Source organism: Caballeronia sp. INML2 (assembly GCF_023631365.1).
Lineage (GTDB): Bacteria > Pseudomonadota > Gammaproteobacteria > Burkholderiales > Burkholderiaceae > Caballeronia > Caballeronia turbans.
In genome coordinates this window covers 23,976-37,609 of the sequence record NZ_JALQDH010000004.1, presented here as the reverse complement: position 1 = coordinate 37,609, position 13,634 = coordinate 23,976, and the positions used below count along the sequence as shown (strand labels likewise).

Genomic DNA, 13,634 nt, shown 5'->3' with positions numbered 1-13,634 from the left:
AACAGTGCCGCCGAGTTGAGTTTGACGCGCTGTCCGCGCGCGCTCCGTGCGCCGGCGGACTCAGTCGGCCGCGCGCTCGAGCGCGTCGATGAACATGCCGGCGACGTCGAAGCCGGTCTGATCCATGATCTCGCGGAAGCACGTCGGGCTCGTCACGTTGACTTCGGTCAGGTAGTCGCCGATCGCGTCCAGCCCGGCGAGCAGCAAGCCGCGCGCTTGCAGCACCGGCCCGAGCGTTTCGGCGATTTCACGATCGCGCGCCGACAGCGGCTGCGCGCGGCCAAGACCGCCCGCCGCGAGATTGCCGCGCACTTCGCTGCCCTGCGGAATGCGCGCGAGCGAGTACGGCACGGGCTGCCCGCCGATCACGAGGATGCGCTTGTCGCCGTCCTTGATTTCGGGGATGAACCGTTGCGCCATGACCGTGCGCGCGCCGTCCTCCGACAGCATCTCGACGATGGAACCGAGATTCATGCCGTCCGCCTTCACGCGGAACACGCCCATGCCGCCCATGCCGTCGAGCGGCTTGAGGATCACGTCGCCATGTTCGGCGTGGAAGGCACGCAAACGCGCTGCGTCGCGCGTGACGAGCGTGGGTGTGACGAACTGCGGCCATTCCGCGATGGCGAGCTTCTCCGAATGATCGCGAATCGCCTGCGGTTTGTTGAAGACGCGCGCGCCGTTGCGCTCGGCGATCTCCAGCAGCCATGTGGCGTTGACGTACTCGAGATCGAAGGGCGGGTCCTTGCGCATCAGCACGGCATCGAAATGCGTGAGCGGCAGATGCTCCGCCTGCTCGGCCGCATACCAGGGCCAGCGGTCGCTGTTCGCCTCGTCGCCGACGATCGCAATGCGTCGCACACTCGCCTCGACCCGGCTTCCCGTCCACGCGAGATGCTGCGGCTCGCACGCAAAGAGCACGTGGCCGCGGCGCGCGGCTTCGGCCATCATCGCGTAGGTCGTGTCCTTGTAGATCTTGAAGCGATCGAGCGGGTCGGCGATAAAGAGGATGTTCATGACAATTCGCTAGTTCGGTGCGCGGCCTGCGAGCTTACCGCAAGCCGCCGTATCACACCTGAATGGCTTCCGGATCGGTCTTCTCGAGCTCGAGCGATGCCGCCAGTAACGCGAGCCGCGCGACGACGCCATACATGTAGAAGCGGTTCGGCGGCGCGGCGCCGGGTTTGGCGTGCGTGTCGGGAAGCGCGGTGTGCTCGAAACCGAGCGGCACGAAATGCATGCCCGGCGCGTTGAGGTTCTGGTCGCGCTCACGCGACTCGTGCACGCGATAGAAACCGCCGACGACATACCGGTCGATCATGTACACCACCGGCTCGGCAACCGCATTCTCCACGCGCTCGAAGGTATGCACGCCTTCCTGCACGATCACGTCGTGGACTTGCAGTCCTTCCTTCGCGTCGTTCATCTTCGTGCGCTCGCGCTTGGTCAATGCGGCGACCTCGCTCGCGTCGTGAACGGTCATCACGCCTTTTCCGTAGGTGCCGGCATCCGCCTTGATCACGACATACGGCCGCTCGCTGATCCCGTATTCGCGATACTTCTTCGCAATCTTCTTGAGCACGCCGTCGATGGCCTCGGCGAGCGCTTGCTCGCCGGTGCGCGCTTCGTAATCGACGCCTTCCACGTGCGCGAAATACGGATTCACCATCCACGGATCGATCTCGACGAGCTTCGAAAACTTCTTCGCGACGTCGTCATAGCAGGAGAAATGCGTCGACTTGCGGCGCACGGCCCAGCCGGCGTGCAAGGGCGGCAGCAGATACTGCTCATGCAGATTCTCCAGCACGGGCGGGATGCCCGCGGAGAGATCGTTGTTGAGCAGGATCGAACAGGGATCGAAGTTCTTCAGGCCCAGACGCCGCGGCGTGCGTTCGAGCGGCTCCAGCACGATCTTCTGGCCATCCGCGAGCGCGATGGTCACCGGACCGTGAATGTTCTCGTCAAGCGTCCCGAAGCGGATATTGAGTCCGGCCTGCCGCATGATCAGCGCGAGGCGCGCGACGTTCTCGAGATAGAACGCGTTGCGCGTGTGGCGCTCGGGAATCACGAGCAGATTCTTCGCGTCCGGGCAGATTTTCTCGATGGACGCCATCGCCGCCTGCACCGCAAGCGGCAGCACTTCCTGCGGCAGATTGTTGAAACCGCCGGGAAATAAATTGGTGTCGACGGGCGCGAGCTTGAACCCCGCGTTGCGCAGATCGACCGAACAGTAAAACGGCGGCGTGTGCTCTTGCCATTCGAGCCGGAACCAGCGCTCGATAGCGGGCATGGCCTCGAGGATCTTCCGCTCGAGGTCGAGCAGCGGGCCACTTAACGCCGTAACTAGGTGCGGAACCATTGATCACTCGCGAACTGGGGACGAAAGATTGTAGAGCAATTGCTTTGCCTAACTGGGTATGAACCACCAGTCGACAAGGTCTCCCGGCCATTGACACCCGAGTACGAACGCCCGGTTCGCCCTTTCACACGATCCGTTGCGCGCGAGTGGTTCGACGAAAGCCCGACGAAAACCGTTCAGCGAAAAAAAGCCCGCCGTGAAGGCGGGCGAAGTCGCTGCGCTCGTTCCTTACGTGGCAACCGACGCCCTCCCCGGACGTCCGGTTGCGACGAATCCTTATTCGACGTGCTCGCCGTGCAGCGTGACGTCGAGACCTTCGCGTTCCTGTTCTTCCGTGACACGCAGGCCCATCGTCATGTCGATGACCTTGAGCAGGATGAAGCTGACGACCCCGCTGTAGACCAGCGTGACGAGCACGCCCTTTGCCTGCACGAGCACGCTGCCGTCGAAGCCGCCGATGTCCTTCACGGCGAACACGCCCGTCAGCAACGCCCCGATGATCCCGCCCACGCCGTGCACGCCGAACGCGTCGAGCGAGTCGTCGTAGTTGAACTTGTGCTTGAGCCACGTCGCCGACCAGAAGCAGACCACGCCCGCGACGATGCCGATCACGATCGCGCCCGTCACGCCGACGAAGCCCGACGCCGGCGTCACCGCGACCAGACCCGCGACGGCGCCCGAAATGATGCCGAGCACCGACGGCTTGCCCTTCGTGATCCACTCCGCGAACATCCAGCCGAATGCGGCGAACGCCGTGGCGATCTGCGTCGTGAGCATCGCGAAGCCGGCACGGCCGTCAGCCGCCACCGCCGAACCCGCGTTGAAGCCGAACCAGCCCACCCACAGCATCGACGCGCCGATCAGCGAGAGCACGAGATTGTGCGGAGCCATCACTTCGCGGCCGTAGCCGACGCGCTTGCCGAGCACCAGACAGCACATCAGGCCCGCGATACCGGCGTTGATGTGAACCACCGTGCCGCCCGCGAAGTCGAGCACGCCAGCCGACGCGAGCCAGCCGGTCGGTTCCCAGACCATGTGCGCGACCGGCGAGTAGACGATCAGCGACCACAGCGTCATGAACACGAGCATCGCGGAGAACTTCATGCGGTCGGCGAATGCGCCGGTGATGAGCGCCGGAGTGATGATCGCGAACGTCAGCTGGAACGCGAAGTAGACCGACTCCGGTATGGTCGTGGCGAGGTGGCTCACGGTGAGCGTGGTCGCCTTGTCGCCCTTGATGTAGGCCATGCCGTGCAGGAACACGCGCGAGAAGCCGCCGATGAACGAGCCGCCCGGTGTGAACGCGATGCTGTAGCCGACGACGGTCCAGAGAATCGTCACGAGACAGCAGATCGCGAAGCTCTGCATCGCCGTGGCGAGCACGTTCTTCTTGCGCACCATGCCCGCATAGAAGAGCGCGAGACCCGGAATCGTCATGAAGAGCACGAGGGCGACCGAGGTCAGCATCCAGGCGGTGTCGCCCGAGCTGATCTTGGACGAATCGATCATGACCGGTTCCGTCGGCGCGGCGGGCGCTGCATCCGACGCGCCCGACGCTGCTGCCGCCGCCGATGCGGCTTCCGCCGACGACGCCATCGCCGTGTTGGCGGAGGCCGGTGCACTTGCGGCGGTATCGGACGACGCGGGTGCCGAGGCAGCGGCCGGAGCGGACGCATCCTGGGCGAGAGCGGTGCCGACATTCGCGCCGACCAGCGCGCCCGCCACCAGCAGTGACATCAAAAAGTTACGCATTCTTCTGGTTCCTCTTATCGCCAATTTCTTGTTAGAGCGCGTCGGCGCCGGTCTCGCCGGTGCGGATGCGAATGACCTGTTCAATCGCGGTGACGAAAATCTTTCCGTCGCCGATCTTTCCCGTGCGCGCGGCGCGCTCGACGGCCTCGATCGCCTGATCGACGATGTCGTCCGATACGGCCGCCTCGATCTTCACTTTCGGCAGAAAGTCGACGACGTACTCCGCGCCCCGATAAAGCTCGGTGTGCCCTTTCTGTCGGCCGAAGCCTTTCACCTCGGTCACCGTGATGCCCGAGACGCCGATGGCCGACAACGCTTCGCGCGCTTCGTCCAGCTTGAACGGCTTGATGATTGCGGTAATGAGCTTCATGAGTCCCTCGCTGTGGTGTGCTGATCCTTCGATGCCTTCTAAAGCGGGATGCGCTGGGTGTTACCGCGACGTCTGCCCTGCCGGGGCCGCTCAAAGAAGCGTGCAGAAAAGGTCCGCGCCAGTTATGCAACTCGTATGCCATGCGAGCACTCATGCGGGTTTCGGCGGTTTACGGAAACCTTCGTTCGAAGGGTCGGCCGAACGGCCAACGCGCGCCGCGCATGCTGGCGCCGGGGTAGGTTCGTTGCTAGAGTGGTCTGGAGGTCCCGCAAAAAGGGGCATGGGCGGACAACGCGAGCGCGCGGCAGCGCTAAAATCGCGGCGCCTCGACGGTGCCCCGGGCATGCCGGCGCAGTGAGTCGCGCGCACCAATTTCGAACATTCGAAAAAACGGGGCACTGACCTAACAATGAATGCACTTTTTTTGTGCAAGAAGGGAGAAACGATGAAGCAGCCCAACGACGTTTTCAACGATTTGCAGCAGAAGATGAGCGATCTCTTCAAGAATTCGCCCGCGAAAGACGTCGAAAAAAATATGAAGGCGATGCTCTCGCAGGGGTTCTCGAAGCTGGATCTCGTGACGCGCGAGGAATTCGACACGCAGACGCAGGTGCTGGTGCGCACACGCGCACGTCTGGAGGAACTCGAGAAGCGCGTCGCGCAACTGGAGCAGCGTCTCGCGGGCGCAGGCTCCAGCACCACGCAGGACTGAGCGCCGGTCCTGCATACCTCGGCTAGCGAGCCGTGAGTTTCTAGTTTTTTTGCCGGCGCGGTCGAAGCGCCGTTTCAGGTGAAATCATGTCGCTTGCCGTGGTACGCAGCCGCGCGCCCGCTCCTGGGCGCGCGCCCGAAGTCGTCGTCGAAGTCCATCTCGCCAACGGGTTGCCGTCGTTTTCCATCGTCGGCCTGCCCGATCTCGAAGTCCGTGAAAGCCGGGAGCGCGTGCGCGCCGCGCTTCAGAACTGCGGTTTCGATTTTCCCGTCCGCCGGATCACCGTCAATCTCGCGCCAGCCGATCTGCCGAAGGAAAGCGGCCGCTTCGATCTGCCGATCGCGCTCGGCATTCTTGCAGCGAGCGGTCAGATCCCGGCCGAATCGCTCGAGCATCGCGAGTTCGCCGGTGAACTGTCGCTCACCGGCGCGCTGCGTCCGATGCGCGGCGCATTCGCGATGGTCTGCGGCGCGGCGCGTCACTATGCATCGATCCGCGATCCGGATACGCGCATCCCGGAGATCTACGTGCCGCTCGCAAGCGCGGCGGAGGCGGCGCTCGTGCCGGGCATCGAGGTGTTCGGCGCGGCGGACTTGCCTACGCTCTGTGCGCATCTGAACGGTGTCCCCGATGCGCGGCTCAGGCCGGTGCACGCCGCGCCGCTTGCGCCGATAGCCGAGCCCGCCGCCGATCTCGCCGACGTGATCGGCCATCCCGCCGCGCGGCGCGCGCTCGAAGTGGCCGCCGCGGGCGGACATCATCTGCTGATGGTGGGACCGCCCGGCGCGGGCAAATCGATGCTCGCCGCGCGCTTGCCGGGCCTGCTTCCGCCAATGAACGACGACGAAGCGCTCACCTCCGCGGCGATCCTCTCGGCGAGCTCGCTCGGCTTCACGCCCGGGCAGTGGCGGCGACGGCCGTTTCGCGCGCCGCATCATTCGTCGAGTGCGGCGGCGCTCGTCGGCGGGCGTAATCCGCCGCAGCCGGGCGAGATCACGCTCGCGCATCTCGGCGTCCTGTTTCTCGACGAGTTTCCCGAGTTCGATCGAAAAGTGCTGGAGACCCTGCGCGAACCGCTCGAAGTCGGCCAAATCACGATTTCGCGCGCCGCGCAGCAGGCGGACTTTCCGGCGGCCTGCCAGCTCGTCGCCGCGATGAACCCATGTCCGTGCGGCTGGCGGGGCGACCCGAGCGGACGGTGCCGCTGCTCACCCGATGTCGCCGCACGTTATCTTCGCAAACTGTCCGGGCCACTGATGGACCGCATCGATATTCAAATCGAACTGCCGGCACTATCGCCGGCGGAACTGTCGGCGCGCGACGTGAAACGCGGTGAGCCGAGCGCCACGGTCGCGGCGCGCGTCGCGGCGGCGCGCGACATTCAGGTGCAGCGTCAGGGCAAGATCAACCGCGACCTCGACGGTCGCGAGGCTGACGAAGTCTGCCGCCCCGATTCGACCGGAGAAGCGTTGTTGCGCGCGGCGGGCGAACGCTTCGGCTGGTCGGCGCGCGCGTACTACCGCGTGCTCAAAGTCGTGCGGACGATCGCCGACCTCGCCGGTGCCGATATGCCCAATGCATCGCACGTCGCGGAGGCAGTTCAGTATCGGCGGCTGCCGACGGCTGCCTAGTGTCGACGCTGCCAAGCACGGGTCCAAGCCCTGCTACCACGAAAAGTGCTTGTCAAGACTTGACTTATGCACACTGAACCGATCCGGGACGATCTTTCATCCGATCAAACCCCCGTTTCCAGTCGTTTTTGCAGACCATTGATTTTATTGAATTATTTAACTTGCCACGAACGAAGGCAAACTAACGTAAACCGTATGAACTGGGCTTTTGCGCGCCACCGCACATTCTTTTCCACAATGTTATCCACAGACATTGTGGATAGCGGAAAAAGTCCATATGAATCCGTGAATTAGCGCGTAAACTTACGAGGAAACCTAGCTTGTTTTCGCGAATGCAGGACGCTCTTAAATCAACGCGTGCAGAATTCGAGGCCTTCCTCTAAAAGAGTTTGAAGGACGTAAAGAATTGTTCTGCCTGCTCTCGGGGCGGCGCTTTGTCCGACACGATCGCCAGTTGATAGACGTGCGCGCCGCGCGCGACGAATCTCGCCTGAATCGTCCGCGACTGGTGTTTCTCGCCGCCTTCGCCTTTCACTTCCATCTCGCTTCCAAGCACGCGCCCGCCGGCGGCGAGTTCGATTTGCGTCGCACGCGCGCCCGGTTGCGCGTTGACGTTGCGCGCGAGCCCCTGCTGAAGGAAATCGAGCGTCGCCCGCTGCAATTGCGGGTCGGCATGCGGCAGCACCACCGTGCCGACGGCGAAGACGGCATCGCCGGCTTCGGCGGTTTGCATGCGCATCGTCATCGACTGGCCGGCAATTTCGATTTGCCGCTCCTCCGAACGCGGCTTCGCGGGCAACGTCACTTCGTAGCCATCGTCGTTGTTCATCACGGTGCGCCAGTCGTACGAGGGCGTGCACGCGAGTAAGGCGCCGCATGCGACAGATGCGCACACCCATTTGGTGGCCGACTTCAGGCTCGGAAGAATGCGCGATGTTGCACGATGCCAGAGAGACGGAAACACGGAGAAAACTCGCTTCATAAGGAACCGCTGCGTGGAAAAGCATCATTATCGCGCTGCAATGCCGGACTTATCGGCGCGTCAGGAATCCATCCCGAAATTGGCGCTAAAATAGCCAGCAGTCTCCGTTCCGGCGGCGGGGTCCGCAAACTGCGGAAATGAGCAACATGAGGTTCAACATGTCCCAATCCACGCAAGACACATCCACGCGCGCCAAGAGCCCGCTGCGCTACATCGTGATGGCGCTCGTCGCGGGCGTGATCGCCTGCACCGGGTATTTCGCCTTCGGCGGCCAGCAGAAGGTGCCGGATGCGACTTTCACGCTGCTTTCGGGACAGAAGATTTCCACGTCGGGCGATCTCAAGGGCAAGGTCTACCTCGTCAACTTCTGGGCGACGAGCTGCGAGACCTGCATGAAGGAAATGCCGCAGATGATCGACACGTACAACAAGTTCAAGGGCCGCGGCCTGGAGTTCGTGGCGGTCGCGATGAACTACGACGCGCCGATGTACGTCAGCAACTACGCGCAGACGCGCAACCTGCCGTTCAAGGTCGCGATGGACGACGGCAGCGCCGCGAAGCAGTTCGGCAACGTACAACTGACGCCGACGACCTTCGTCATCGACAAGAACGGCAAGATTTTGAAGCGCTATGTCGGCGAGCCGACGTTCGCGGAACTCGATCAACTGCTCGACAAGGCGCTCGGTTCGGCCTAAAGCGCCGCTTCCGAAAATCAGAAAAAAGCCCGCTGGCGCAACCAGCGGGCTTTTTTTATCGCTCGGACGAATCGCCTTTCACGACGATTCCATACCGCTTTATCTTCTCGTACAACGTCGCCTTGCCGAGCTGGAGCCGGTCCGCGGCCACAGCGACCGCGCCGCCGCAATGCTCAAGCGCCTCCGCGATCACCGCGCGCTCGAACTGCTCGGTGCGTTCCTTGAGCGATTGCGTCGACAGGTCGAGTGCGGCCGCGCCGCCATCATCGAGAATGCCGAGCACCATGCGATCCGCCGCATTGCGCAGCTCGCGCACGTTGCCGGGCCAGTCACGCTGCATCAGATCCGCGCGCTGGCGATCCGTGATGAGCGGCGCGGGCCGCTCGTAGCGCACGGCTGCATCGAGCAGAAAATGTTCGAAGAGCGGGACGATATCTTCGCGCCGTTCGTTGAGCGGCGGCAGCGTGATCGTCACCACGTTCAGCCGGTACAACAGGTCGCGGCGGAACGTGCCGTCGGCGACGTGTTCGTTCATGTCGCCCTTCGCGGCCGCGACGACACGCAGATTCGCACGCACCGGCTGATTCGAGCCGAGCCGCTCCAGCACGCCGTCCTGCAGCACGCGCAGCAGCTTGACCTGCAACGAGAGCGGCATGCTTTCGATTTCATCGAGAAAAAGCGTGCCGCCCGACGCATGCTCAAGCTTGCCGATGCGCCGCTTCTGCGCGCCGGTGAACGCGCCCTGTTCGTAGCCGAACATCTCGGATTCGAACATCTGCTCCGGCAGCGCCCCGCAATTCACCGCGATGAACGGCTTGTCGCGACGCGGCGACATTTCGTGCAGGCTTCGCGCGATCAGTTCCTTGCCCGCGCCGGTATCGCCGTTGATGAGCACGGAGGCATCCGTCGGCGCGACGTTCGCGATCAGCCGCCGCACCTGCTCGATCGCCGGACTGCGCCCGATGATGCGGCTTTGTCCCGCCAGCTCCCGCCGCAACGCCTGATTTTCGAGCACCAGCGATCTGCGCTCGAGCGCGCGGCGCACCGCTTCGATCAATCGCTCGGAGGCGAACGGCTTTTCGATGAAGTCATACGCGCCGTCGCGCATCGCCTGCACGGCCATCGAGATATCGCCGTGGCCGGTGACGAGGATCACCGGCACTTCGGGCGCGCGCTCGCGGCATTGCGCGAGCAGATCGAGGCCGCTCGCGCCGGGCAGACGGATATCGCTCACGATCACGCCGGGGAAACTCGCGTCGATCGCGCGCGCGGCGGACTCGACGCTGCCGTGGCCGGTCACGTCGAAGCCCGCGAGTTGCAGGGTCTGCACGCTCGCGCGGCGCACGAGTTCGTCGTCTTCGATGAAGATCACCTGCAAACCGGGCGTCATTGTCTTGTCTCGATTCAAAGTTTCGGATGCTACGCGCGACGCAGCGTCAATACGAATTCTGCGCCGTACGATCCGTCCGCGTCGGCCTGCGTACCGCCTTCCGGTCCGTCCGCGACGATCGGCGCCTCGCGATTGCGCGCGACGAGCGTGCCGCCATAGTCACGCGCGATCGCCGAGGAAATCGCGAGCCCGAGGCCCAGGCCCTGCCCCATTTCCTTCGTCGTGAAGAACGGCTCGAAAAGACGCGGCAGCGCGTCGGCGGGAATGCCGGGGCCGTTATCGCGCACCATGAGTTCGATCGTGTCCGCGCGCGTGTTCAGTTCGATGACGATGCGCGGCTTGTCGCACGACGCGACCGCATCGAGCGCATTGCCGATCAGATTGATGAACACCTGCTCGAGCCGCAAATCCTCGCAACGCACGAACACAGGCGCGCTGCCTTCGGCGAGCTCCGGCGCGATATCGATGACGACATTCTTCATGCGCGGACGCAGCATCGAGAACACCTGGCGCAATGCGCGCGCGACGTCCGCACGTGCGTTCTTTGGCCGCGCCTTCGTGACAAAGAGCTTGAGCTGATTCGTGATGTTGCCCATGCGCTCGGTCAGCGATGCGATCGCTTCGAGATTCTCACGCGCCGCCGCCTGATCGCCGCGCTCGATCAGCACGCGGGTGTTGTCGGAGAAACTGCGCAACGCGGCGAGCGGCTGATTCAGTTCGTGCGTGATGCCGGCCGCCATCTGGCCGAGCGCGGCGAGCTTGCTCGCCTGAATGAGCTCGTCGTGCGCCGCGCGCAAGTCCTGCTCCGCGCGCGTGCGCTCGTTGACTTCTTTCGTCAGTTGCGCATTCGCTTCGGACAAATCGGCCGTGCGCTCCGCGACACGCTGGTTCAACTCGGCATACGCGGTCTGCAGCAACTCGCGGCTGCGGATCATCTCTCGCACGCGCGCGCGGCGCATGCGCCAGTAGAACGCGAGCAGGCACAGCGACACGAACACGAGCGCCGTGACGATGACCGCGTTCTGCGCGGCGCTTTCGACGGGATCGAGCGCGGCCATCGTGATCAGTTGCCAGTCGGGCTCGCCGATGGAACGATGCGTCGCGAGAAACGCCGGCGCGTTGCGCCCGCCGCCGACACGCACGATCTGCGCGCCGTCGCTGAAGGTCTTCACGACGGTCATCGGCAATGGCGTGATCGCCTGCTGTGCGTACTGGCGCGTCGCATACACCGAAGCCTCGATGTTCTGCGGCAGCGGCCGCACCGTGTGATATTTCCACGCCGGCACCGACGAGAGAAAGATGACGCCGTGATCGTCCGTGACGATGAGCGGCTCGGCCGCATCGGCGCCTTGCAGCCATTCCAGATTGAGCTTCACGACCGCAACGCCGATGACCTCGCGCGTGCCTTCGCGGTACACCGGCTGCGAAATGTAATAGCCGGGTTCGATGGAAATCGTCCCGATGCCGAAGAACCGGCCGACGCCGCCCTTCATCGCATCGATGAAATACGGCCGGAAGTTATAGTCCACGCCGACGAAGCTGTCCGCCGCATTCCAGTTACTCGCGGCGACGCTGATCCCGTTCGAGCGGATCAGATAGGTGACTGTGGCATGCGCGCGCGCGTTGAGATCTTCGAGATAGCGGTTCGCGCGCTCGACATTGGCCTTATCGGGATGATCCAGCGCGTTCTGCACGACAGGATGCCGCGAGAGCAGATACGGCAGATATTCGTAGCGGTCGAGCGTGCTCTTGAGCGTGTTCGTCGTGCGATCGACGCGCGCGGCGGCATTGAGCCTGAGCTCGTCGATGCCGCTTTGCCACGCGAGCTGCCACGTGAGCGCGCAGCACGCCACGAGCGCGGCGCATAGCGCGAAGAACACGAGGATGCGGCGCGTCACGTGAGCAGATTCCCGCGAGTGAGGATCTGTCATTGTGGCATAGGCGCCTTCTGGATAAGGCTTTGCGGACGCCGCAAGCGATTGCGGCGAAGCACTCTCGGACTGAGGCTTCGCCGCTTGCATGATCGCGTGTCCGGAAGGGGTCGCCGGCGCTGCTTAGACGGACTTCACTTCTTCCGTATCGGTCACGTCGACCTCGCGTGACAACGCCGCCTTCAGCTTGCTGCGGTCGAGTTCCTTCTCCCACGCCGACACGACGACCGTCGCCACGCCGTTACCGACGATGTTCGTCAGCGCGCGGCATTCCGACATGAAGCGGTCGATGCCGAGGATCAGCACCATGCCCGCGAGCGGAATGGTCGGCACGACGGCCAGCGTCGCCGCCAGCGTGATGAAGCCCGCGCCGGTCACGCCGCTCGCGCCCTTCGATGTGAGCATCGTCACCGCGAGCAGCGTCAGTTGCTGGCCCCACGAGAGGTCGGTGTTGGTTGCCTGGGCGATGAACAGCACAGCCATCGTCATGTAGATGTTCGTGCCGTCGAGGTTGAACGAATAGCCGGTCGGCACGACGAGACCCACGACCGAGCGCGAGCAGCCGAGCTTTTCGAGCTTGAGCATCAGTTGCGGGAGCGCCGCTTCCGACGACGACGTGCCGAGCACGATCAGCATTTCTTCCTTGATGTACGCGATGAACTTCAGGATGTTGAAGCCGACCATGCGCGCGATGGCGCCAAGCACGACGACGACGAAGATGAACGACGTCAGATAGAAGGTGCCGACGAGCTTGAGCATCGGCAGCAGCGAACCGATGCCGTACTTGCCGATGGTGAACGCCATCGCGCCGAACGCACCGATCGGCGCGAGCTTCGTGATGATGCCGACCATGCCGAACAGGATGCTCGACAACCCCTCGATGAAACTCGTCACGACCTTGCCTCGCTCGCCGATATGCGCGAGCACCGAGCCGAACAGCAGCGCGATCAGCAGGATCTGGAGGATTTCGCCCTGCGCGAACGCCGACACCAGCGTGTCCGGGATGATGTGCATGAAGAAGTCGACCGTGCTCTGGCCGTGCGCCTTCGTCGCGAAGGAATCGACAGCCTTGTGATCGAGCGTGGCCGGATCGACGTTGAAGCCGACGCCGGGCTTCAGGATGTGCGTCGCGGCGAGGCCGAGGATCAGCGCGAACGTGGACACGACTTCGAAGTACAGGAGCGCCTTGCCGCCGACGCGCCCGACCTTCTTCATGTCTTCCATGCCGGCAATGCCGGTCACGACAGTACAGAAGATGATCGGCCCGATCACCATCTTGATGAGCTTGATGAACCCGTCGCCGAGCGGCTTCATGTCGGTGGCGAGATTCGGTTGGAAGTGCCCGAGCGCGATGCCGATGATGATGGCGACGATCACCTGCACGTACAGGACTTTATAGATAGGTTTTTTCACGATGTTTCCAGGCAAGGACTAGCAATTGGCGGAAGTACGGCCAGCGGCGAGCTTGAACCTGCGGAAGCTTTCCCGGTGCGCGGATGAAACTGTGGGATGCGCACGCCGAAACGCGCCGCGTAGCGATAGCCGCTTCGTCGACGGATTCAGGGGCGTTTGGGTGCGAGAGGGGTCATCGGTTGTCTCCTTGACTTTTATGGGCGGCTCATCGGCCGTGCACTCTATATCGCAAGGGCGATGCCAGTTCTACTTGTTTTTAAACCTTTGATTTATCTAGATCTTTTTTATGAAGCGATCATGCGGAATCTGTGTTTCTGGAAATCCGGAATAGGGACGTCCGGCGATCCGGACGGCTGCGGTTTCGGTTCAGCCATGAAAAAACCCACGGTCGCCCGTGGG

General features: G+C 63.4%; 11 protein-coding genes. 3 read left to right on the top strand and 8 right to left on the bottom strand.

The genetic code is table 11. The annotated features are described in order from the left end of the window. Positions 1–60: 60 nt before the first annotated feature. From gshB to NCT32_RS01000, 4 genes are all read right to left on the bottom strand, one after another. The gene (gene gshB / locus NCT32_RS01015) at positions 61–1,017 is read right to left on the bottom strand and encodes a glutathione synthase (protein WP_061116849.1); all 957 of its coding nucleotides are present in this window, start codon (positions 1,015–1,017) and stop codon (positions 61–63) included. A gap of 52 nt (positions 1,018–1,069) precedes the next feature. Further along, a complete protein-coding gene (gene gshA, locus NCT32_RS01010) occupies positions 1,070–2,359 on the bottom strand; it encodes a glutamate--cysteine ligase (protein WP_061116848.1) in 1,290 nt (429 codons plus the stop codon). A gap of 276 nt (positions 2,360–2,635) precedes the next feature. Continuing rightward, positions 2,636–4,111, bottom strand: a complete 1,476-nt coding sequence (locus NCT32_RS01005; protein ID WP_061116847.1) for an ammonium transporter — start codon at positions 4,109–4,111, stop codon at positions 2,636–2,638. 31 nt (positions 4,112–4,142) lie between these two features. After that, positions 4,143–4,481 carry a P-II family nitrogen regulator gene (locus NCT32_RS01000; protein ID WP_014190273.1) on the bottom strand — a complete coding sequence of 113 codons (339 nt, stop codon included), beginning with the start codon at positions 4,479–4,481 and terminating at the stop codon, positions 4,143–4,145. A 445-nt stretch (positions 4,482–4,926) separates the two neighbouring features. Here NCT32_RS01000 and NCT32_RS00995 point away from each other — a divergent pair, with 445 nt between their 5' ends. Next, positions 4,927–5,193, top strand: coding sequence for an accessory factor UbiK family protein (locus NCT32_RS00995; protein WP_061116946.1), 267 nt, complete (start codon positions 4,927–4,929; stop codon positions 5,191–5,193). Positions 5,194–5,279: 86 nt separating this feature from the next. Next, on the top strand, positions 5,280–6,824 hold the full coding sequence (locus tag NCT32_RS00990; RefSeq protein ID WP_061116846.1) for a YifB family Mg chelatase-like AAA ATPase: 1,545 nt from the start codon (positions 5,280–5,282) through the stop codon (positions 6,822–6,824). A 379-nt stretch (positions 6,825–7,203) separates the two neighbouring features. Here the strand turns inward: NCT32_RS00990 and NCT32_RS00985 are convergent, their stop codons facing one another. After that, positions 7,204–7,653, bottom strand: coding sequence for a hypothetical protein (locus NCT32_RS00985; protein ID WP_250476202.1), 450 nt, complete (start codon positions 7,651–7,653; stop codon positions 7,204–7,206). Positions 7,654–7,964: 311 nt separating this feature from the next. Here NCT32_RS00985 and NCT32_RS00980 point away from each other — a divergent pair, with 311 nt between their 5' ends. Beyond that, complete coding sequence (locus NCT32_RS00980) at positions 7,965–8,501, top strand: peroxiredoxin (protein ID WP_061116845.1); 537 nt, start codon at positions 7,965–7,967, stop codon at positions 8,499–8,501. 55 nt (positions 8,502–8,556) lie between these two features. Here NCT32_RS00980 and NCT32_RS00975 read toward each other — a convergent pair whose 3' ends face one another. The 3 genes from NCT32_RS00975 to NCT32_RS00965 are packed head-to-tail and all read right to left on the bottom strand — an operon-like array spanning position 8,557 to position 13,235. Further along, positions 8,557–9,891, bottom strand: coding sequence for a sigma-54 dependent transcriptional regulator (locus tag NCT32_RS00975; protein WP_250476201.1), 1,335 nt, complete (start codon positions 9,889–9,891; stop codon positions 8,557–8,559). A 29-nt stretch (positions 9,892–9,920) separates the two neighbouring features. Then, on the bottom strand, positions 9,921–11,912 hold the full coding sequence (locus tag NCT32_RS00970) for an ATP-binding protein (protein ID WP_409219247.1): 1,992 nt from the start codon (positions 11,910–11,912) through the stop codon (positions 9,921–9,923). Between the two features lie 33 nt (positions 11,913–11,945). Further along, positions 11,946–13,235 carry a dicarboxylate/amino acid:cation symporter gene (locus NCT32_RS00965; protein WP_061116842.1) on the bottom strand — a complete coding sequence of 430 codons (1,290 nt, stop codon included), beginning with the start codon at positions 13,233–13,235 and terminating at the stop codon, positions 11,946–11,948. Positions 13,236–13,634: the final 399 nt, after the last annotated feature.